Raw genomic sequence first — 22,765 nt, 5'->3', positions numbered from 1 at the left:
TCAGGGTGATGAAACCACTGGCTTGCCAGTCGCAGCCTGCGCGGTGAGTTTGTCGATCATGCGGCTGACCACCTGCGGCGTACGGGCGTTGCGCGCCAGCATCGAATACACGACCGGCACGACGAACAGGGTCAGTACCATCGACACGACCACGCCGTAGATCACGACGACACCGACGGGATGCCGGTTCTCGGCGCCTGCGCCGTGAGCGAAGTAGAGTGGAATCGCGCCACCGGCAGCGCAGAAGCTGGTCATCAGCACCGGACGCAGGCGTGTGGCGGATGCTTCGACGATGGCCTCGCGAAACTCACGCCCGGCATCGCGCAGTTGATTGGCGAACTCGACGATCAGTACGCCGTTCTTGGCGGCGAGTCCGATCAGCATGACGATGGCGATCTGGCTGTAGATATTGATGGTGACGCCAGTGATGTACATGCCCAACACAGCGCCGACGATCGCCAGGGGGACGGTCGCCATGATCACCAGCGCATTGACGTAGCTTTCGAACTGCGCTGCGAGCACGAGAAACACGACGAGCAGTGCCCAGGCGAACGTCCAGTACAGCTCGCTCGAGGAGTCCAGGTACTCGCGGGTCGCGCCGTCGAACTCGAGCGCCGCGCCGTCCGGCAGGCGATCTGAAATGAGGTTGCGCATGAAGCCGACCGCTTCGCCCTGTGAGTAGCCATCCTTCAGGCGGACGGTCAATGTCATGGCGCGCAATCGATTGAATCGTTTGAGCTCCTGGGCTCCGGCGGTTTCTTCGAGTCGCGCCAGATTGGCGATGGGGATCAGCTCGCCGGTCCGTTCGGAGCGCACGTAGATGTTGTTCAGATCGGCGGGTGTCGCCCGCTCCGTCTTCAGTCCCTGCAGCACCACGTTGTATTCGCGCCCTGCCTGCACGAACGTCGTGACGATACGCGAGCCGAGCATGGTTTCGAGCGTCTGCCCGAGTGTCTGAATGGAGACGCCGAGTTCGGCGACGCGATCACGGTCGATCTTCACGAGCATCTGCGGCTTGCGTTCCTGGTAGTCGACGTCCACGCGCGAGAAGCCCGGGTTCTTTGCCAGTTCCGGCTGCAGGATCTCGCGCCACTCCGCCAACGTCGCGTAATCAGGTCCCTGCAGGACGAAGGTCGCCTGCTGCGTGTTGGCGCCGAAGCTGCCCATGCCGCTGCCTCGTGCCGTGATCTGTACTTCCGGAAAGTTGACCAGATGATTCTGGATCGCGCTCGCCACTTCTGAACCTGAGCGTGTGCGTTCGTCAAAATCGACGAGGGACACATTGACACTGGCGCGATTCATCGCGGAGCTGCCCATGCCGGCGCCGGACGGCACCGTCGAATAGGCACGCCGGTAGTCCTCGGCCCCCGGCATCGTCTGGATTGCCGTTTCGATCTGCCGCGTTACCCGGTCCATGTACTCGAAGCTCGCGCCCTCCGGCCCGACAATGGACGTCACGATGAAGCCGCTGTCCTGCACTGGCGCTCCTTCCGAGCGCAGCTGGGTGAACAACCATGCCGTGCCGGCGAGCGCGAGGACGGACGCGGCGATGATCCAGCCGCCGCGCGGCAGCAGTCGGTGGAGAATGGATTCATAGCGCTTCGAGATGCGTACGAACGCCACATCGATTGCGTGCGCGACACGACCGCGCGCGATGCCGTTGCGAAACATCTTCGACGACAGCATGGGAACCAGGGAGAGCGCGACGATGCATGAAATGAAAATCGAGGCCGCCAGGGTCAGTCCGAACTCCACGAACAGCCGTCCGACAGCGCCGGTGAGAAAGGACAACGGCACGAACACGGTGATGAGCACGACCGTCGTGGCAATGACCGCAAAACCGATCTCGCGGCTGCCATGCAAAGCCGCCATCAACCCTGACTCGCCGGCTTCCATGTGACGATGGATGTTCTCGAGGACGACGATCGCATCGTCGACGACGAGGCCGATCGCGAGCACGATGGCGAGCAGGGTCAGCGTATTCAGCGAATACCCCATTGCATAGATGAAGATCGCCGAGGCGATGATGGAGACCGGAATCGTCAGCGCCGGGATGAGCGTCGCGCGCCAGCTGCCAATGAATGCGTAGATGACGATCAGCACGCAGCCGAGTGAGAAGAAGACAGCCAGTTCGACTTCGTCGAGCGATGCGCGAATGAAGGTGCCATTGTTGATCAGGATGCTCAGCTGGATGTGATCCGGCAGCGTGGCGGTAATCGCTGCGGTCTCGGCTTCCACCGCCTCCGCGACCTCCAGGGCATTCGCCGTCGATTGCTGTTGAATGGTGAAGTTCACGCCAGGAGCGCCGTCCGATCGCGAGGCGCTGCGCTCGTTCTCCGGTGCCAGCTTCACCTCCGCAATCTCGCCGAGTCGTACGAGATAGCCATCGCCGCCACGCTGGACGATCAGCTGACGGAACTGTTCCTCATTCGTCAGGCGCGTGTCCGTGCGCAACGTGAATTCGCGGTCGGTGGATTCGAGGCGTCCGGCGGGCAGTTCGACGTTCTGTGCGCGCAGTGCTGCCGTGATATCGGCGACGGTCAGATTGCGTGCGGCCGTCGCCTGCCGGTCAGGCCAGATACGCATGGCGGGTCGGCGCGCACCGGCCAGACCGGCGCGCGCGACGCCCGGCAACGCTGCATAGCGATCGATAATATTCCGCTCGGCGTAGTCGGTCAGCTCCATGGGCGACAATCGGTCACTGCGCAGATTGATGAAGGCAACCTGCGATTCGCCGCCGTCGGATTTGAGGATCTGCGGCGTATCCGCTTCCTGCGGCAGCGTCGACACCAGGCGCGAAAGGCGATCGCGCACGTCGTTCGCGGCTTCGTCCATGTCGCGATCGAGCGCAAACTGGATCGTGATGCGTGAGGTCTCATCGGCGCTCGAGGAGGCGAGCTTCTCGATGCCCTCGATGCCGGCGACGGCGTCCTCGATGGGTTGTGTGATACGCGATTCGACCACGGGAGCGGAGGCGCCGCGATACGTCGTCTGCACTGTGACGGACGGACGCTCGGTGCGCGGCATCTCGCGCACGCCGAGCCGAGACAGGCACAGCAGTCCCACGAATACGAGCAGCAGGCACAGCACGGTGGCGAACACCGGCCGGCGGATCGACAGCTCCGAGAGCGTCACGAGCCGGACCCCGCTGCGACCGTCGCTGGCGTTGCATCGGAGACTGTCATGCCTTCGCGAAGCTTGAGTGCCCCGTCCACCACGATGCGCTCGCCGGGAATCAGTCCTGACAGAATCTGCACGCGTCCGGGGACGCGGTGACCGACCTCGACTTCGCGTCGCACGGCCTTGTCATTTTCGACGATGAAAATGTACTGCTTGCTCTGTTCCGGCAGCACGGCACCTTCCGGCACGACGATCGTCGTCTGTCGTTCACGGACGAGCGATGCGGCGACGAACATGCCGGGCGTAAGCTCGCCATTCGCGTTGGAGAATCGTGCGCGCACTTGCACGGCACGCGTGTTTGGATCGATGCGGGGATCGACACTGTCGATCTTGCCGGTGAACACGCGCCCCGGATACACGGGAGTCGTCGCCACCACCGGCAGGCCCTGACGCAGTATCGGTAGCGTCGGTTCTGGCACGGCGAAGTCCACTTTCACTTCGGAGAGATCGTCGAGCGTCGTGATGAGGGTGCCCGGACTCACGAACGCACCCAGGCTGATCCGCCGCAAACCCACCTGGCCGCTGAACGGCGCCCGGATGACTGTCTCGGCCAGTCGGGCGCGCGCAGCTGCGAGCCGTGCTTCATCGCGGAGCAGGTCCGCTTCGAGTTGCTGCAGTTGGGCTTTGGACACGGCGGCCGCTGCGGCCAGGTCGACGCTGCGCTGATACATGCTCCTGCTGTTCGCGAGTGCCGCCTCGGCCTCGGCCATTGCGGCGCGGGGTTGTGCGCCGTCGAGTTCCAGCAGGACATCGCCGCGTGCGATCCGCGCGCCTTCCTTGAAGCGAATCGCGGTGACGAGTGCCGCGACTTGCGAGGTGATCTCGATGGCTTCGTTGGCGCGTACGGTGCCGGTCGACTCCACGACGATGTCGAGCGCCTCCTCGCTTGCGAGCGCGGTGCGTACGACCGCCGCGGTTGCAACGGACGCTCGCGACGACGGATTGGTGCTGTGCTCAGATTTCGTGGACCACAGCAGCACACCAGTGACGATGGCAGCGACGACTGCGCCCGCAACGAGGATCTTCTTCAAACGACAGGTCCTCTATGCCCATGCGACGCGAACCGATCGGGAGTCATTGCGATCGAGCGCCGCGGCGCCGTCTGATCGATCGATCTGCGTTTTCTCTGCTTCATCTTCAATTGCGAGCGCTCCAGTGACAGCGCCCGTTCCATCATCGGCTATCGCTATTGGTTTATTCAGTGCAGCGCATTCGTTTTTGCGCTCCGCTGAGCCAGGGTCATCGAGAGGCGTCGCCTTGCACTGCTTGCGAATGTCTGGATGCACGCATCGCACTGTGTCGCATGCGCGCGCGTGGCGCGACACTATTCGAGTAAATGCGCGTGTCGGTCAAGCGAAATTGTCGTCGTGATTTTCTTGATAAAGATTCATGTCTGCTGCGTCTTACTACGATGGTCCGGGCCATGCTTCGCGAACGAATGCGTGACGCACGAGTGCTGATGCTCACCTGGTTATGTGATCGCACTGCCGAGTCGCAGCACATTTTTCTTCTGCACCTCCGCTGTGCCTGATATGCGACGCCGAACCCCACCCGAATGATTCCCGAATGATTCGTGAACCATGGAATAGCCGCATTGCGGACCAGGTTCGCGCGACGGTGACTGATTTTCGTGACTGGTGCGTCTTAGTTGGTAATGACAAGAAGTATTCGTGAGTGGATGACGGTCGCCAGACGGCTTCGTGGCTGGAATCTCCTGGTAGGCACCGAATCTTGCATAGGAAGGGTCAGTGGGCTGCTGCGAGCGGCAGCCGCTGCCAAGGGATAGTCACTTTCAGAGGGAACTGGCCAATGCAAGTCGAGCCGTGGGAGGAAGAGCGTTGTCCGTCGCGTGTCCCGAAGTCGAGTTACAGCAGTCGTTTGAGCAGTTGAATCGGCGTTTTCGGCCGGGGCTGATGGTGTTTTTCTTGCGTCGCCTGGGTAATCACGCGGAAGCAGAAGACATGATCCAGGAAGTCTTCATGCGGCTCGCCACGATGGATGCCACGCGGGTGCAGTCCCCGGAGGCCTATATTTTCCGCATGGCCGTCAATCTGCTGCGCGACCGCAGTCGCCGCGAGAAGGTCAGGTTCACCCATCGTGCCGAATCGATCGCTGCCGATGAGGCCGGCATCGATCTGCTCGATCCGTTGCGCGTGGTTGCCGGTCGTGAATCGTTGGACGATCTCGCCACGGCACTGCGTGAGCTACCCGAGCGCACCCGTGACATATTCATTCTCTACCGGCTCGAGAACGTGGATAAGCGCGACATCGCGCAGGCGTTCGACATCTCGCTGAGCACGCTGGAGCGACATCTGACGCGTGCCATGGCGCATATCACCCGCTGTGTCAGGGGAGATGCATGAGTTTGCACAGGGAGGGCAGCGCGCCAGCAGAGGATCGAATCGAGCAGGCGAGTTCGTGGTGTGCGCGTCTTGCTGAAGGGACACTCGCGCCGGAGGATCGCAAGGAACTCGATGCATGGCTCGCATCCGACAAGGAAAACGCGCGTGCCTTCGAAGACGTTGCACGGATGTGGCAGTCGTTCGACCAGACGGAGGTGTCGGCCGGCTTGATCGGCATGCGTCGCGATGCACTGGACCGGTTCGAGCAAGGGCACGCGGCGCGGTGGCAGCGCAGTGCGAAGCGCCGCACGGTGGCTGCCATTGCGGCGGGAATCGCGGTCATGACGATCTGCGCCGGCCTATGGATGCGATCTGCGCCGGAGAGCTACATCACCGGGCCTGGCGACCGTCGTGTCGTCACATTGACGGACGGCTCGGCCATCTCGCTGGATGCGCAGACCCGCGTTGACGTGCTGTACAGCGGTGGCCGCCGCGAACTGCAGCTGCAACACGGTCGAGCCAAGTTCTCGGTGGCGCGCGATCCGATGCGTCCATTCAGTGTGACGGCAGCGAACAAGGTCGTCGTCGCCACCGGTACGCAGTTCAGCGTGGAACTGCTCGCTGCTCAGGTGCACGTCATTCTCTACCACGGCAGCGTCGATGTGCTTGCCGGAGAAAATCGGCGCCTGCAGACCATCGGTCAAGGACCGGCACGCGGGCTGGTCCCCGGGAGCGAGCTGATCGCTCCCCTGGTCGACGATGTGGCGCAGGTGAGGGCGGTCGATCTCTCGCGCTCCCTGAGCTGGGAGTCGGGCCAGATCAGCTTCAATGAAGAGCCGTTGTCCGAGGCCGTCGAGCGCATGAACCGTTACACGGATTCGCCGCTCGTCATTGCCGATGAAGCAGCAGGACAGGTTCGCATCAGCGGTACTTTCTTTGCCGGCGACACGGCCGCGTTCATCGAAGGTGTGACCAGTGTGTTCCCCGTGGGAATTGCGACGTTCGACGGTCGAGTCTCATTCGTCAGTACACCCCCTAGATAACCACGCATTCGTCATGAGTTGCGGTTCAGCCAGACGCCGTTACCCGATCGCTGTGCTGGTAACGCTCGCGGCGGCCTCGGCCGGAACCGACTACGCTTCGCCGCAAGCTCAGGACATGACGACGGTCAGCGCGGAGGTTTTCGAGTTCGACATCCCCGCGCAGCCGCTGGGCGACGCATTGCAGTCGTTCGCGCAGCAGCTGCGCCAGCAGGTCACGTTCGACGCCACGGCGCTCGGCGGTTCCCGTTGCAACGCAGTCCTTGGCAGCTTCACCGCAGAAGAAGCATTGCGGCGCTTGCTGGACGGTACCGGCATCAACTTCCGACGCGGTCAGCGCGGCGTCTGGCTCGTAGGTCACACCCGGACGGCGGCGGTATCCAAGGGTCGCGATCGCACGGAAGTCCCACCCACCTCCTCGAGAAGCGCGGCGAACCTTGCCGCTGAACGCCGCTCGCGGGCGGTAGGGGGTGCTGCCACAGCGCCGGAAACCCTCATCGTCTCGGCGTCGCGCACGCCGCTTGCGATGAACCAGATTGCCAGCAGCGTCACTGTCATCTCTGCCGTCGAGATGTCGATACAACAGATCACGGATCCGAAGAGCGCCCTGGCGCAGCAATCGGGCGTCACCGTCGTGACGACTGGCAACGTCGGCGGTGGGACGGGCATCTATGTGCGTGGCGCCTTTCCGCATCACACGCTGTTCATCGTCGATGGCGTGCGCATGAACGATCGTGAAGCGACTTACAACGCGTTCATGGGTGGCGCGGATCTGGGCGGCATCAACCGTATCGAGATTCTGCGCGGACCGCAGAGCCCGCTCTACGGCAGCGCTGCGATGGGTGGCGTCGTGCTGTTGAACAGTGCGCAGGCAACGGCGGAGCCCGCGGGACGGGTGATGCTGACGGCGGGATCCTTCGACACGTATTCCGCTGCAGCGACCGCCATGGGCCGGGCAGGTGCCTTCGGCTATAGCGCATCGCTGAGTCATTACAGCACTGCCAACGATCAGCCCTTCAACGATTTCAAGAGCTGGAACTACTCGACCCACCTGAGCTATGACCTGTCGCCGCTGCTGAAGGTCGGCATGACGTGGCGTGGCCAGGAAGGCGATTACGCGTCGATCGGCTCGCGTTTTATCGACACTCCGGGGATTGCCGACACCTCGAACGACCTGGGCACGCTGTACCTGAACTGGCAGAGCTCCGACACCGTGACGTCGCGCCTTGTCGCCGGCATTCACCGCCGCGAGTACCACTGGCTCAGTGAGACGCGAGAAAGCCTGCAGATCAACAAGCGTCGCATTCTGGAGTGGCAGTCTGCGTGGAAGCCAGCGCCCGCCGTGGAGCTTGTCGCGGGAGTCAACCATGAGAGCTCGGAATACGACGTGGGCGGCAGCCACAGCGACGAAGAAATCAGCGCTGCATTCCTGTCCGGCACGTATCGGGTCACCAACACGCTCACGCTCAATGCCGGCGTTCGTAACGATGCATTCGACTCTGTCGGCGGCGCATCCACCTGGCGTGTGGGCGCTGCCTGGATGGTTCTGCCGCAAACAAAGTTGCGAGCGACGTACGGAACCGGGTTTGCAGCGCCCGGTTCATCGGGTCGCTATGGCGTGCCCGCGTGGGGGCAGCTGCCGAATCCCGACCTCATGCCAGAGCAGTCGCGCGGTTGGGACGTGGGAGTGGATCATGCCGTCATCCCTGGGAGGCTGACGCTCACGGCGACCCATTTCGAGAATCGTTTCGACGATCTGATCGACTGGGAATACATCGATTCATCGCAATACGAAGGCACATATGTGAATCGCGGTCGCGCTTCGACGCGAGGCGTGGAATTCGGTATCAGTGCGCAGCCAGTGACGGGATGGCATTCGCGCTTCGGCTACACGTATCTCGATGCCCAGGACGAGGACGCTCATCAGCGCCTGTCGCGTCGTCCGCGCCATTCGCTCTATGTATCGACGTGGTTCGAGTTTGCCAGCCAGTGGAGCGTTGGCATGGCGGTGCGCGCGCACTCAGATCGTGTCGAGGGCACGGTCCCGGTCGGGGACTATACGGTCGCACGACTGTTCGCGAGCTGCTCGCTTTCGGATCGAATGGTGATCAAGGCGCGTGCCGAGAATCTGTTCGACGAAAGGTACGAAGAGGTCTACGGCTATCCGGCGCTGCCGCGCGGTGTGTACGGCAGCGTGGAATGGAAATTCTGATCGACTGCCGCGGTCCTCGCCGGCAATCGCGCGAAACGACCACGCTGCACACGAAAATAATCTGACGCAGATCGAGCGCGCATCGCTGCTTGTTGCCAAGAAAAATCACACGACTTCCCGCGTGACAGATCGCGAGTCAATGACGTTGATAAAGATTCGATTCTGCTGCGTCTTACTCTGTAGCCGCGCAAAAAAAAACACAGCGGCGCCACGCGAACAACTGGCCAGGTTCAACAGAGAGGGCGAATCAGATGGGAACTGCACCTTCAAGTCGCAGGTCGATTAAATCCTGCACTACTGCTGTGCTTACGACGATGTTCACGCTCGCAGCAAACAATGCGCACTCACAGGAAGTGAAGCGTGCCGCAAATGAATCCGAATCGCTCCACGAGGTCATCGTGTCCGCCGCGCGAGCACCGCAGGAGTGGCGCCAGACATCCAGCAGCGTCAGTGTGATCTCGATGGCCGATCTGGAGACGATGCAGATTCCCGATCTCAAGACGTCGCTGCAGCAGGAGTCGGGCGTGAATGTGATCACGACCGGCGCCGTCGGCGGCGGCACGGCCGTCTACATCCGCGGTGCCTATCCGCATCACACATTGTTCATCGTGGATGGCGTACGCATGAACGATCGCTCGGCAAGCTACAACAACTTCATGGGCGGTTCGGGCGCGGAGGGGATCGATCGCATCGAAATCCTGCGCGGCGCGCAGAGCCCGATGTACGGCAGTGCGGCCATGGGCGGCGTCATCCTGATGAATACGTCGAAGGGCAGCGAAACGCTGGGCGGCAATGCCGCTCTGTCGGGCGGCTCGTTCGATTCGTATTCCGGATCCATGGCGGCGACGGGCAGTGCCGGGGATCTCGGCTTCAGCGCATCCGCCACCCGCTATCACACGGCCAACGAACAACCGGCCAACGACTACGATTCGGAAAGCTATTCGGCACGCCTCAATTACGACGTGTCGGAATCCTGGGAGGTCGGCGCTACGTACCGTGGGCAGCAGGCAACGTTCCAGTCGCCCGGCTCGCGCTTCGTTACTACATCGCAGGGCGTGGTCGATTCCGAAAACACCCTTGCTACGGCGTATGCGGAATGGCAGGCATCCGCAACCGTGAATTCGAAGTTCACCGTCGGCTATCACCAGCGCAAGTATGACTGGACCGATCGCTCGGGAACCAGCAAGCAGACCAACGAGCGGGAGATTTTCGAATGGCAGACCGCATGGACGCCATCGAATGCGCTGTCGGTCGTGGTGGGCGCCAACTACGAGCAGTCGGAGTACGACATCAATTCGTCCCTGAGCGAGGATGAGATCCTCGCGGGCTTCCTCTCCGGCACCTATCAGATCACGGATACGCTCACGTTCACGGCCGGTATCCGCCGTGACGATTTCGAATCGGTCGGCAGTGCCTTCACCTGGCGCTCCGGGGTCGCCTGGATGGTGTTGCCGGACACGAAGGTACGCGCAACTTACGGTACTGGTTTCGCCGCACCGGGATCGTCCGATCGCTACGGTGTGCCCGCCTTTGGCCAGTTGCCCAATCCCGATCTGCGCCCCGAGGAGTCGAAGGGCTGGGATCTCGGCGTCGATCAGTCTTTCATGGGTGGCGCACTGACCCTGAGCGCTACGTATTTCGACAACCGCTTCAAGGACCTGATCGATTGGAGTTACGTCGACCTGGTCACCGACGAAGGCATGTACATCAATCGCAGCAAGGCATCGACCAGCGGCGTGGAGTTCGGCATCACGGCCCGTCCTGTCGACTCATGGAACGTGCGATTCGGTTACACCTATCTCGATGGCCGGGACGAAGGGACCGACAAGCGCCTGACGCGTCGTCCGCGCAATTCGTTCGACGCCTCGACCTGGTTCGACATCACGGATCAGTGGACGGTCGGCCTCGGTGTTCGCGGTATGTACGACCGCTTGGATACGCCGGGACCGCTGGAGGACTACAACGTGGCACGCGCCTTCACCAGTTATCAGCTCGGTCAAAACCTCTCGATCAAAGCCAGGGTCGAGAATCTTCTCGATGAGAAGTACGACGAGGTGTACGGCTATGCGGCTCTGTCGCGTGGCTACTACGGCAGCGTGGAGTGGAAGTTCTGATGAGCACTCGTTCAACCATTCGCGTGCACCGTCCTGGCGGCAACGCGCGACGCGCAACGGTCAACCGGCTGGCAATGCTGTTGTTGGCCGCGTCGACCGCGGTGACCGCTGGCGCGCCAGCGACGGCCGCGGAGTTCAATCTGTCGACGGCGACGATCGCAGATATCAACGCTGCCTTCGCCGCCGGCAGTCTGAACTCCGAAAAGCTGGTCTCGCTGTATCTGGCGCGCATCGAGGCGTACGACAAGAAAGGTCCCGCCGTCAATTCGGTGATCAATCTCAATGCACGTGCGCTCGAGGAGGCGCGCGCGCTCGATGCCGAGCGCGCGCAGCGCGGTCCGCGCGGGCCGATGCACGGCATGGTCGTGCTGGCGAAGGACGTGTTCGATACCAAGGACATGCCGACCACTGGTGGCTTCAAGCCCATGGCGACTTCGCAGCCGGAGCGCGATGCATTCGTGGTCGAACGATTGCGCGATGCCGGCGCGATCATCCTCGGCAAGCTGAATCTCGCTGACTGGTACGGCTCCGCGCCCAACGGCGGCAGCACGCTGCTCGGTCATTGCGTGAGTCCCTACAATCCGTCGAAGTACTCCGGCGGCTCCAGTTCGGGCACCGGCGTTGCCATGGCTGCGTGGTTCAGCACGATTGGTCTCGGCAGCGACACCGGCGGCTCGACCGTGATCCCCAGCACCCTGAACAACCTCGTCGGCTTCTCGACGACGCATGGGTTGATCAGCCGCCGCGGCATGATGTGGAGTTCGCCCACCCAGGACAATCCCGGCCTGATGGGACGCAGCGTGTATGACGGTGCGGCAACGCTCGACGTAGTGGCCGGCTTCGATCCGGCCGATCTCGCCACCCAGCGCACCTTCGGCAAGCTGCCGCAGGTGTCGTATACAACATTCGTCGATGCCAACGGGCTGCGCGGTGCGCGCGTCGGTGTGCTGCGCGAGATGGTTCGTCCCGGTGAGGATCATGCCGAAGGCCGTGCGTTGTTCGAACGCGAACTCGCAGCGATCACGCGGGCTGGTGCAATCGTCGTGGACCCCGTGCTCACCGGCCTCAATCTGCCGGTGACGCAGCTCGATGCAAGTACGAGTTCGTACGAACGCGCCTTCGCGGTACGTCAGTATCTTGCTGGCCTGCCCGCCGACGCACCGATCCGGACGCTCGAGCAGATGCTCGCCACGGGACAGGTCTCCAAGAGCACGGTGAGCTCCGCGAAAATTCCGGCGCTCGAGCGGCATCCGGAATTTCTCGCGCGCCGTCAGCATCAGGACGTGCTGCGCGCAGCCCTGGTCGAGTTGATGGACAGGCATCAGCTCGATGCACTCGTGCTGCCATATCGGACGACGGTTGCAGCGTCGCTGGGCACCGTTCCTACGAGTACGGCGCCTTCATCCGCAGCACGCCGCTCGAATGCAAACAACAGCCTGCATGCGTACACCGGCCTGCCGACGATCATCGTTCCCGGCGGATTCTTCGCCTCCGACGGCATGCCGTTCGGCATGCAGTTCCTCGGTCGGGAGTTCTCGGAGCCGACGCTCATCAAGGTGGCGAGCGGTTACGAGGCGGCCTCGCATCACCGGCGCGCACCGGCGTCGACGCCGCCGCTCCAGGGCGAAGTGTTCTCTTATTGATGAAGGCGTACAGATGAATCGTTCCCGTCTTTCCGGACTGATCGCCGCCGTTGCACTTGCAGCGGCGAGCGTGCCCTCACCGTCGCACGCAGCGCGATTCGATCTGTCGACGGCGACGGTCGACGACATCCAGGCCGCGTTTGCGGCAGGGACGTTGACCTCAGAGCGCCTGATTGCGCTCTACCAGGCACGCATTGACGCCTACGAGCGCAAGGGCCCGGCCATCGGAGCCATCATCGCCATCAACGGCAAGGCGCTCGAAGAAGCGCGCTCGCTCGATCAGGAGCGCAAGGCGAAAGGATCGCGCGGTCCGCTGCACGGCATTCCCGTGGTGCTGAAGGACAACATCGATACCGTCGACATGCCGACGACCGGCGGATCGTTCGTGCTGGATGGCGCGCAGCCTAGCGCTGATGCGCCGATCGTGCGCCGGCTGCGCGAAGCCGGAGCGATCATTTTCGCAAAGGTGAATCTCGATGATTTCGCGGCGGGTGGTTCAGGCTTCAGCTCGGTGCGGGGACAGACTCGCAATCCCTACGATCCCGGGTTCACGCCGCTGGGTTCCTCGGGTGGTTCGGGCGCCGCGCTGGCTGCGTGGTTTGCGCCGCTGGCGCTCGGTACGGACACGGGCGGATCGCTGCGCAGTCCGTCCTCGGTCAACGGCGTGTACGGATTGAAGCCGACCACAGGGCTTCTGTCGCGCACCGGGATCATCCCAACATGCTATTCGTTCGATGCGGCAGGTCCGATGGCGCGCAACGTGACGGATCTTGCGGCCATGCTCGGCCCGATGACGGGCGCCGATGCCACCGATCGTGATACGAGTGCGAGCCTGGGGCTCGCACATCGCGACTACTCGGTGTTCCTCGGCAGAAAATCGCTCGCAGGTCTGCGGATCGGTGTGATGCGCGAGGGCACCGGCGCCGATCCGGAAGTGGATGCGGCGTTCGAGCAGGCACTGGCCCGATTGAAGGCGCTCGGTGCCGACGTGGTCGACAACGTCAAGTACCCGCCGCAAGTCGTGGACGGAGCGACCCGACGCGCTGTCGTGAAGGTCGTCTGCGACACCGAGAAAGCCGTGTACTTCGACGATTACCTCGGCAAGCTCGCCGACGGCTATCCAAAGACACTGTCGCAACTCGCCCAACGCGGTCTCGAGTTGCGCGAACCTCGCGGCAGCTACGGGCCGCATCCCGTCATCTATGACGGACTGGCCAGGCGCGTGAGCAGCGGACAGGGCATGGACTCGCTCGCGTACCTCTCCGCGAAGCAACACGGTGTGGAGATGATGCGCACAGGCGTGATGGGAATTTTCGAAGGGCAACGGCTCGACGTGCTGGTGTATCCGACCCGTCCACGCCGGCCGCATCGAATCATTCCCGATGAGCCGTTGACCGGACGCAGCGTACCGCCGCCGCCACCTGGCACCGCGCCGGTGGGTGTGGGCTTGACGAACATCGCGAACATCACCGGCTTTCCTGATCTCGTCGCCCCCGCGGGTCTGACGGCGGAAGGCCTGCCCGTATCGATCTCGTTCTTCGGGCCCGCGTTCAGCGAACCGCTGTTGCTCGCGGTGGCCCATGCCTACGAACAGGCCATGCCGCGCCTGCCGTTGCCCGCCCATACCCCTGTGCTTCGCGGCGAGGTTTTCAAATACTGATGCGTTACCTGCGACTCATTCCTGTCCTGACGGCGCTGCTGGCGTGGCACATTCCTCAGGCGCACGCGGACAGCTTCGATCTGTCGACTGCGACAATCGCGGACATCAACGCAGCGTTCGCTGCGGGCAGCCTGAATTCCGAGCGCCTCGTCTCGTTGTATCTCGCTCGCATCGAGGCGTATGACAAGGCAGGTCCGAAGCTCGGTTCGGTCATCAACCTCAACCCACATGCGCTCGAAGAGGCCCGTGCGCTCGACGCCGAGCGAGCGAAGCGTGGGCCACGCGGGCCGTTGCATGGGATCGTCGTGCTGGCGAAGGATGTCTTCGACACGCAGGACATGCCCACGACCGGCGGCTTCAAGCCGCTCGCCGCCTCGCAGCCCGAACGCGACGCATTCGTCATCGAACGCTTGCGTGCTGCCGGCGCCATCGTGCTCGGCAAGCTCAATCTGGCCGACTGGTACGGCAAGGCTGCAGGCAGCGGCAGCACACTCGGCGGCGTGGTGATCAGTCCCTACAACGCGACCAAATACCCGGGCGCGTCGAGTTCCGGGTCCGGTGTAGCAGCTGCCGCATGGCTCGGCACGGTCACGCTCGGCAGTGATACCGGCGGATCGCTGGTGATTCCGGCGGCGCTCAATGCCGTCGTGACGATTGCGCCGACCCGTGGCCTCGTCAGCCGCAACGGCATGATGTGGAACTCACCGCTGCAGGAGAAAGCGGGGCCGATGACACGCAGCGTGTACGACGCGGCCGCCGTTCTCGATGCAATCGCGGGTTACGACCCAGGTGATCTGACGACGGCGGCCAGTTTCAATCGCATGCCGTCGGCGCCGTACACATCGTTCGTGGCCGCGGATGGCTTGCGTGGCGCGCGCATCGGCGTGCTGCGTGAAATGGTTCGCCCAGGCGCGATGCATGACGAAGGCCGGGCAATGTTCGAGCGCGAACTCGCCGCGTTGGCGCGCGCCGGCGCAATCGTGGTCGATCCGGTGCTGACCGGTCTCGACCTGAGCGCTTCGCAAGCGGGCGCGAGCACGGCGACCTACGAACAAGGCATTGCTGCGGACTACTACTTCTCGACGTTGCCGCCTGGCGCGCCGATCCGTTCCCTCGATGAACTGCTGGAGAAGGGCGGTGATTTGCTGGAGCCCACGCTGCGGCAAGTGGCGGCACTGCGCTCGATCGATCATCATGCGCCGTTCCTCGCTGCACGCGAGCAGCAGATCATGTTGCGCGATGCACTGGTCGGATTGCTCGATCGGTTTCAACTCGACGCGCTGGTATTGCCGTATCGCACGGTGACCGCGCCGAAGCAGGGTGCTCCCTTCGATGCAATCTCGCGTCGTGAGATGCGCAATGGGTTGCATGCCTATACGGGACTGCCGACCGTGCTCGTGCCCGGGGGCTACTTCAAGGCCGACGGCATGCCGTTCGCGTTGCAGTTTTTCGGCCGCGAGTTTTCCGAGCCGGTCCTGATCAGGCTGGCGAGCGGCTACGAAGCAGCGACCCATCATCGTCGGGCGCCATCATCGACACCGGCATTGGCCGGTGAGAGGTTCGAATTCAAACAATGAACATAGCGCGCTGCTTCGTACTCTCGAGCCTCGGCCATCACCAACCTTCGATCTGAAAGTGCCATGCCCCAGCTATCCCGGCGTTCATTGTTCTCTGGTGTGCCGATCTTCGGTGCGGCGTCCGCTGCGACCACGCAGGGCGCGGTGTCACAGCGCTACATCGACAGCGGCGACGATCCGCTGTTCATGTCGGCCGCGAAGCTCGCGCGGCTGATTCGTGCGAAGCAGTTGTCCGCCACTGAAGTCGTAAAGCTTCACATCGCACGCATCGAGGCGGTGAGTCCGAAGATAAACGCGGTCGTCGCGATGTGCTTCGAGCGCGCCCTGCAGGAAGCAAGCGATGCGGACGATGCGCAGGCCCGCGGCAAGCAGCTCGGCCCGCTGCATGGCGTGCCGATGACGATCAAGGACTCCTTCGATACCGAAGGGGTCGTGTCCACCGCCGGTACGCTCGGGCGCAAGACGTTCGTTCCAGCAAAAGATGCCACAGTCGTTGCGCGTGCGCGTGCAGCCGGTGCGATCCTGCTTGGAAAAACCAACACACCGGAGTTCACGCTGGGGATCGGGCCGCGCGGGACCGACAACCTCATCTACGGACTGACGCGCAATCCATACCACCCCGACTACCAGCCCGGCGGTTCGTCCGGCGGCTCTGCCGCCAATGTCGCGGCGGGCGGTGCGAGCTTCGACATCGGCTCGGATTGGTACGGCTCCATTCGCGATCCGTCGCATGCGTGCGGCGTAGCGGGACTCAAGCCTTCGCAGGGACTGTGTCCGCGCACCGGTCACATCATCGGTTACGGCGGGTTGTTCGATTCCTTCCAGCAGGTCGGTCCGATCGCGCGCCGGGTCGAAGACCTGGCACTGCTGCTGCCGATCCTGGCGGGGCCGGACAATTGGGATGCCGCCACAGTGCCGGTACCCGTCGGTGATCCCGCCGCCATCGATGTGTCGCGTTTGCGCGTGGCCTTCTATCCGACGAACGGCCTGAACCGACCGAGCGATGAAATGCAGGCGCTGGTGAAGCGCTGCGCCGCACTCTTCGAACAGGCAGGGTGTCGCGTCACCGAAGACATGCCGCCGAAAATGAGCGAGCTGGCCGGAGCGCGTGGGGACTTCAGCGGTACGACGGGCGGCCTTCTGACTCGCAGGCTGCTGGAGAAGAGTGGAACGACCCAACCCTATCCGCACCTGCCGATGGGTGGGCAGGAGAAGCCGTCGGCCGATCTCACGCGCTTCGCCGAAGAGCTGGATGCCGCACGCAGCGAACAGCTCGCATGGTTCGAGAACTATGACGTCATTCTCTGTCCGGCGAGTCTGAGAGCGGCACTGCCGCTCGATCGCGTAGTGCCGCCGCCGCAGCCGCCGCCCGGCAAGGACGGCAAGCGTCCACGCAGCCCGTACTATCTGGGCGTCTACAACTCCAATGGCTGGCCTGCGGGTGTCGTGCGAGCCGGAACATCGGCCGAAGATCCCGGTATGCCGCTGGGTGTGCAAGTCATCGGCCGACCCTGGCGGGACGATCAGGTGATTGCCGCGCTCGCCTACATCGAGCATCACACGGGCGGCTATCAGCGGCCGCCTCTCTGAGCACAACAATCACGGCGCAACGAATCATGTCGACGCGAGATGCGACGAAGCCAACGGCGGCACTTCCCTTGAAACAGAATCCAACCCTGCAAGCGACTCCATCCTTCGCTCCGTCCGGTCTGCCGCGACGCACGTTCCTGCGTGGCGCCGCAAGCGTTTGTGCGCTGGCTGCCGTGTCGAACTCGACGCCGCTGCAAGCGCGCTCCACGTCGGCTGCGGCAGTTGCGGTCAAGGATTCCGACGAGATCATTTTCATGTCGGCAACGAAGCTCGCCGCGCTGCTGCGTTCGCGCAAGCTGTCGGCGCGCGAAGTCGTGGATGCCTACATCGGCAGACAGATCGCGATCGATGACCGGCTCAATGCAGTCGTCATGACCTGCTACGCGCGTGCGCGCGACGAAGCGACGGTGCTGGACCAGCGGGCGAAGCGCGGCGATTTCGCCGGTGCGCTGCATGGCGTGCCGATGACGATCAAGGATTCATTCGACACCGAAGGCGTGATCTCGACCGGCGGCACTTATGGTCGCCAGCAATACGTGCCGAAGAAGGATGCCGCGGTCGTGGCCCGCCTGCGTAGCCAGGGCGCGATCCTGCTCGGCAAGTCCAACACGCCGGAGTTCACGCTCGGTGGTGTCGGCGGCATCAACACGACGGGCAACATGCTGCACGGCTCGACCCACAATCCCTACGACCTCACGCGCACGACGTCGGGTTCGTCCGGCGGTGCGGGCGCCAATGTTGCAGCGGGCGGTGCGGCGTTCGACATCGGTTCGGACATCGGTGGCTCGTTGCGCCTGCCGGCTCACATGACCGGTACCGCGGCACTCAAGACGACAGCGGGTCGCGTGCCGCGCACGGGACACATCGTGGACTACGGCGGCGTGCTCGATTCATGGCAGCAGCTGGGTCCGCTGGCTCGCCGTGTCCAGGACCTTGCGCTGCTGGCGCCGATCATCAGCGGGCCCGACTTCCGTGATGCGGCGTGCGCGCCAGTGCCGTGGGCCGATCCGGCTGCAGTGGATCTGGCGAAGTTACGCGTTGCCTTCTATCCGCAGAATGGCCTGTCGAAAGTGCATGAGGACGTACAGCGTACGGTGAGCCAGGCGGCGTCCTGGCTGGGCGAGATCGCCGCGAGCGTGAATCAGGATTGTCCGACGGCGTTGATTCAGGATTTGCACAAGGCACGCGGTCAACTGGCGATGGGCGATGGCTGGGCGTGGTACCAGCGGCTCGCGAAGAAGTGGGGCACGAATCACCTGTCGCCCACGATGGCCGAAGCCGTCACGGCAGCGAAACCCATTTCGTCGTCTGCATTTGCCGAGGCCGCGGAGAAAGCGGACGAAACCAAGTCGCGCCTTCTGTCCTGGTTCGCGAAGTACGACGTGCTGATCTGTCCGGTCGCCGAGAACGCAGCGACGCTGATCGACTGGGATCCAGCGATTGTCAGTGATTGGAGCGGCGTGTTGAGCGATGTCGGTACGTTCAACAGCACCGGCTGGCCGGTGGCCGTCGTACGTTGCGGTACGTCTGCCGATGGCGGCATGCCGATCGGTGTGCAGATCGTTGCGGCGCCGTGGCGTGAAGACATCGCGCTCGCCGTGGCGCGCTATCTCGAAGGCCGCAGCGGCGGCTGGGTCCCACCATCCATTGTCTGAAGTGAAGCTATGACACGGTGGTCCCGCTGGCGGGCTTGGTGTTTCGTCATGCTGCTCCTGTGCGGGCCGCACGCATGGGCGATAGCGCCGGTGTCATATCGAACGGCGACCGAGGAGACGTGGGAGCAGATCGCCCTGCGCCACGGAGTCACCGAGCCCGCATTGCGAGCGTCGAATCCGCAACTGAGCGTACCGGCGCAGGACTGGATACGTCTGCCGCCGGGTGTGGGGCCGCGGAGCGAGCCCTCGATCGCCATCATCGCCTCGGCCTATAAAGAGATCGCCGACATCGTGGCTGTCACGCGCATCGGTGGCGTGTATCGCATCGTGGGTCGCGAGTTCCATGTGGGTACGCTGGACGGCAACCGCATCGTGGCCGGCGTGGCCGGCGGCAACATGAACAACGCGGCGATCGGCGCGACCGTTCTGTTGCAGCACTTCGATATCCGCGTGATGGGATTCGTCGGCATCGCCGGCGGCGGCCCCACGACGCGTGTCGGCGATGTGCTGGTGGCGTCCGGTGCGATCCAGCATGACCAGGGCAACTGGTATGACTTCGAGGTCGGTGAAGGGCGCGCATTCTCCGGACTCACATGGCAGATGCGTGGCCAGCCAGTGATCTCCGATGCGGGCCGGGAGGCGAGCCTCGTACTGTTCCCGCAGCAAGAGATGCTCGCGCGCATGCACCGCAGCGTCGCGGCAGTGGAACTGCCGCCGATCGGCGCGGATGTGGCCGCGTTTCATGGGACGGAGCGTTATCGCCCATCGGTATTGATCGACGGCTGGTCGGCAAGCGGTGCGCAATTCGTGACGAGCTATCACCTGCGCACGACGCTCCAGCATCGTATAGAACTGGCGGCGCAGCGCATGAGCGTGTCGACGCCACGACATTTCATCGTGGATCAGGAAGATTTCGCCGCTATCCATGCGGCCACGGAACATGGTGTTCCATGGTTCATCGTGCGCGCGGTGGTGGACCTTGCCGCGTCGAAGAAGCCGGGAGCGGGAATTCCGCTCGATCTCTACAACACCCCCGAAGAGATTCCCGCGTGGCTCGCCGCCAATGGGCAGCAGTCGCACAAGAAAGATTTTGACTGGTCGTATTTCTATCGGGTGCTGACGCTCGTCGTTCGCCCGATTCTCCAGGAACTCGGCACGGAAGGAACGCCGTCGCGCGAATAAGCGACGTCAACGCCGGTTGAGTCCAATGGTACTGGCTTAAGGTGATCGACTTCATACTGTGGGTTCGACTTCCCCGCGGGGTTCCCTGCGGTCGCAGTCGAACATCTCAATTCTTCGGATGTCCTGCTGAAGCCGGACCCACAAAAGACGAGAGGACGTGCCCTCCGTGATCTCCGTGTGAAATTCCGTATTCCCGGTAGTTCGCCAGATCTTCATCCGTCTAAGTCAGCGGCCATTCGTTGCGCCGACAACTGCATCGATCACGATGCCGCGCATGAGATGAAATCAATTCACCTCAGTCGTACTTTCTTTCATTTCACCTGCTGACAAAGACGCAGCACTGCTGCGTCTTTCCTAATAACGGACGCAAAAAAATCGCGTCCGCCAAGAACGATTCCTACCTGGCAGGGCTGAAGGAAAAACAAATGCAAACCGCACCATCATGTTGCCTCGGGCGTCGGCGCAGCACCGTTGCTGTGCTGGCGGCACTTTCCACACTCATCGCCGTCGAATCGCAAGCGAGCGATGCAACGTCGGCTCCGGGCGCGAACGAAACGCTCGACTACATCATCGTCAACGCCTCGCGAATTCCCAAGGCCGTCATCGAACTCACCAATTCCGTGACGATCATCGATGAAGCGACGCTTCAGCAGGGTGCGTTCACGGATCTCACCGAAGTGCTGCGCATGCAGCCTGGACTCGAATTCAAACAGGCCGGCGGTCCCGGTCAGTTCACGTATCCGAAAATGCGCGGTTTGCCATCACAGTCGATTCTCGTCGTCATCGACGGCATCAAAGTGAATTCCGGCGGCTCCGGCGATGTCGGCAATCTGTTCGGGCAGCTCGATGTGAGCGCGATCGAGAACATCGAAATCCTGCGCGGGCCGCAGGCGACGCTGTACGGCGCAAACTCCACGGCGGGCGTGATCGCGATAACGACGAAAAGCGGTGCACGGCCGGGTGCGGGAATCGATTTCGAGGCCGGCTCACTGGAGTGGAAGAAGGCGAGCGCTTCGTTTCGGGGCAACACCCAGGCAGGCGACGGGGAGTTCCGGTATTCGTTCAACGGCGCACGGACCGACAGCGGCGGTGTGAAGCCGGGCGAGGGCTACGAAGACGTCACCGGACAGTTGAAACTCGACATCGTCGGCGGCGTGTTCGAGGCCGGCGTCAGCGCGTTTTATTCCGATTCGGAATTCCAGACGGCGGAGCTCGACGAGGCCTACTGCTGCCAGACCTACGATTCGCACTGGGCATTTCAGACGCGCGATCCGCACAACGACAGTCTCACTGAGCAGTACGTCATCGGCGGGTACGTCAAGCACAACGTCACGGACAATCTGAGTCATACACTGCGCGTCGGCTACACGACGAAGGAATACGAGAACATCGATCTCGACGACGGACTGCTTGGTTACCATCCCGCCCCGTACAACGACTTCACGTACTACGATCCGTTCTTCAACCCCGTGGTGTATCAGCGCGGCGAACTGGTGCCGATTTACGACGACGGCTTCGATATCGACGCGTTCTACGAGGACAAGAACAAGCAGTACACGTATGACTGGCTGTATCGAGGCGGCAACTACAATGTGATCGCGGGCATCGAGCGCCTCGAGCAGGAGGCTTCGCAGGCGGGAACCTGGGGCGCATTGTCGGGCTCGCAGGCGACGACTTCGTTGTTCATGAACGGCGATATGGGTCTTTTCGACCGTGCCCTGACGCTCGCGGCGGGTGTGCGTCGCGACGATTTCGACAGTTGGGGCGCCGAGGTGACGGGCAACGTCGGCGCGGCCTGGTTCATCGCCGCCAGCAACACCACGGTCTACGCAAACTACGGCACGAGTTACGCGGCGCCGACGATGTCGCAGCTCTTCAGTACGAGCTACGGCAACATCAACCTGCAGCCGGAAAGCGGTACGACGCTGGAAGTCGGTATCCGGCAGAGCTTCGGTGATCTCTCGTTCGACGCCGCGTACTGGGACGCGGAGATCGAAGACGTGATCTTCTTCGATTACACGGCGAACAATCCGGCAAACGTGTACGGCGCGCAGTACAACAATGGCTCCATGCAGCGCTCGCGAGGCGTGGAGTTCGCGACGAAATACACGTTGACCGATTCGATCGAACTCTACGGCAACTACACCTATACCGATTCCGAGAACCAGCCTTACGGCGGCGCCTGGCTCGACACCGTGCAGATTGCGCCGAACAAAGCCAACCTCGGCGTGCGCCTGTCCCAGGAGCGCTGGGGTGTCACCGTCAACAGTTACTACTCTGACGAGCGCCTGCGCTGGGCGGGTGATCTGCAGAATCCGAGCTATGTCCGCGTCGATCTCTCCGGTCGCTTCAACGTGACCGACCGCATCGAATTGCACGCGCGTATCGAGAATATCCTCGATCGCGAGATCGTCGAGGAAATGGGCTACGAGCAACCCGGCGTCTACGGCATCTTCGGCGTCAGCATGAAGCTCAATTGACGAGCACGGTGACGATGACGTGGCCCGCCCGCGATGCCGCGGGCGGACGTTTGCGCGATACGTCTCGCCGCGCTTGCCTCGCAAGCGGCA

At 62.9% G+C, this 22,765-nt stretch carries 13 protein-coding genes; 11 read left to right on the top strand and 2 right to left on the bottom strand.

Features of this window, described 5'->3' with window-relative positions; all coding sequences use genetic code 11:
• Nucleotides 1–3,135 (bottom strand): efflux RND transporter permease subunit, encoded by a 3,135-nt coding sequence (locus VIZ63_RS14285; protein ID WP_331610334.1) that lies wholly within the window; start codon nt 3,133–3,135, stop codon nt 1–3.
• Nucleotides 3,132–4,211 (bottom strand): efflux RND transporter periplasmic adaptor subunit, encoded by a 1,080-nt coding sequence (locus VIZ63_RS14280; RefSeq protein WP_331610333.1) that lies wholly within the window; start codon nt 4,209–4,211, stop codon nt 3,132–3,134. Before VIZ63_RS14280 ends, VIZ63_RS14285 begins: the two co-directional genes overlap by 4 nt.
• Nucleotides 4,212–4,928: 717 nt before the next feature.
• Here VIZ63_RS14280 and VIZ63_RS14275 point away from each other — a divergent pair.
• The 11 genes from VIZ63_RS14275 (at nt 4,929) to VIZ63_RS14225 (ending at nt 22,675) form a co-directional block, all read left to right on the top strand.
• Nucleotides 4,929–5,543, top strand: coding sequence for an RNA polymerase sigma factor (locus VIZ63_RS14275; RefSeq protein WP_331610332.1), 615 nt, complete (start codon nt 4,929–4,931; stop codon nt 5,541–5,543).
• Nucleotides 5,540–6,565 (top strand): FecR family protein, encoded by a 1,026-nt coding sequence (locus VIZ63_RS14270; RefSeq protein ID WP_331610331.1) that lies wholly within the window; start codon nt 5,540–5,542, stop codon nt 6,563–6,565. The genes VIZ63_RS14275 and VIZ63_RS14270 overlap by 4 nt, the downstream gene beginning before the upstream one ends.
• Nucleotides 6,566–6,578: 13 nt before the next feature.
• Complete coding sequence (locus VIZ63_RS14265) at nt 6,579–8,774, top strand: TonB-dependent receptor domain-containing protein (protein ID WP_331610330.1); 2,196 nt, start codon at nt 6,579–6,581, stop codon at nt 8,772–8,774.
• A gap of 314 nt (nt 8,775–9,088) precedes the next feature.
• On the top strand, nt 9,089–10,888 hold the full coding sequence (locus VIZ63_RS14260) for a TonB-dependent receptor plug domain-containing protein (protein WP_331610329.1): 1,800 nt from the start codon (nt 9,089–9,091) through the stop codon (nt 10,886–10,888).
• Nucleotides 10,888–12,531, top strand: coding sequence for an amidase family protein (locus VIZ63_RS14255; RefSeq protein ID WP_331610328.1), 1,644 nt, complete (start codon nt 10,888–10,890; stop codon nt 12,529–12,531). The genes VIZ63_RS14260 and VIZ63_RS14255 overlap by 1 nt, the downstream gene beginning before the upstream one ends.
• 13 nt (nt 12,532–12,544) lie before the next feature.
• On the top strand, nt 12,545–14,191 hold the full coding sequence (locus VIZ63_RS14250; RefSeq protein ID WP_331610327.1) for an amidase: 1,647 nt from the start codon (nt 12,545–12,547) through the stop codon (nt 14,189–14,191).
• A complete protein-coding gene (locus VIZ63_RS14245; protein ID WP_331610326.1) occupies nt 14,191–15,768 on the top strand; it encodes an amidase family protein in 1,578 nt (525 codons plus the stop codon). Before VIZ63_RS14250 ends, VIZ63_RS14245 begins: the two co-directional genes overlap by 1 nt.
• Nucleotides 15,769–15,831: 63 nt before the next feature.
• The gene (locus tag VIZ63_RS14240) at nt 15,832–17,358 is read left to right on the top strand and encodes an amidase (protein WP_331610325.1); all 1,527 of its coding nucleotides are present in this window, start codon (nt 15,832–15,834) and stop codon (nt 17,356–17,358) included.
• Between the two features lie 68 nt (nt 17,359–17,426).
• Nucleotides 17,427–19,013, top strand: coding sequence for an amidase (locus VIZ63_RS14235; protein WP_331610324.1), 1,587 nt, complete (start codon nt 17,427–17,429; stop codon nt 19,011–19,013).
• A gap of 48 nt (nt 19,014–19,061) precedes the next feature.
• Nucleotides 19,062–20,195 carry a hypothetical protein gene (locus VIZ63_RS14230; RefSeq protein WP_331610323.1) on the top strand — a complete coding sequence of 378 codons (1,134 nt, stop codon included), beginning with the start codon at nt 19,062–19,064 and terminating at the stop codon, nt 20,193–20,195.
• Between the two features lie 425 nt (nt 20,196–20,620).
• Nucleotides 20,621–22,675, top strand: a complete 2,055-nt coding sequence (locus VIZ63_RS14225) for a TonB-dependent receptor plug domain-containing protein (RefSeq protein WP_331610322.1) — start codon at nt 20,621–20,623, stop codon at nt 22,673–22,675.
• Nucleotides 22,676–22,765: the final 90 nt, after the last annotated feature.

Source organism: Povalibacter sp., assembly GCF_036520495.1.
GTDB lineage: Bacteria > Pseudomonadota > Gammaproteobacteria > Steroidobacterales > Steroidobacteraceae > Steroidobacter.
This window is presented reverse-complemented; position numbering and strand designations above follow the sequence as displayed.

Coding starts and splice junctions, on each gene's coding strand:
- VIZ63_RS14255 (WP_331610328.1), top strand. CDS start 10,888: ATGAGCACTCGTTCAACCATTCGCGTGCACCGTCCTGGCGGCAACGCG.
- VIZ63_RS14225 (WP_331610322.1), top strand. CDS start 20,621: ATGCAAACCGCACCATCATGTTGCCTCGGGCGTCGGCGCAGCACCGTT.
- VIZ63_RS14245 (WP_331610326.1), top strand. CDS start 14,191: ATGCGTTACCTGCGACTCATTCCTGTCCTGACGGCGCTGCTGGCGTGG.
- VIZ63_RS14240 (WP_331610325.1), top strand. CDS start 15,832: ATGCCCCAGCTATCCCGGCGTTCATTGTTCTCTGGTGTGCCGATCTTC.
- VIZ63_RS14265 (WP_331610330.1), top strand. CDS start 6,579: ATGAGTTGCGGTTCAGCCAGACGCCGTTACCCGATCGCTGTGCTGGTA.
- VIZ63_RS14260 (WP_331610329.1), top strand. CDS start 9,089: ATGTTCACGCTCGCAGCAAACAATGCGCACTCACAGGAAGTGAAGCGT.
- VIZ63_RS14230 (WP_331610323.1), top strand. CDS start 19,062: ATGCTGCTCCTGTGCGGGCCGCACGCATGGGCGATAGCGCCGGTGTCA.
- VIZ63_RS14250 (WP_331610327.1), top strand. CDS start 12,545: ATGAATCGTTCCCGTCTTTCCGGACTGATCGCCGCCGTTGCACTTGCA.
- VIZ63_RS14270 (WP_331610331.1), top strand. CDS start 5,540: ATGAGTTTGCACAGGGAGGGCAGCGCGCCAGCAGAGGATCGAATCGAG.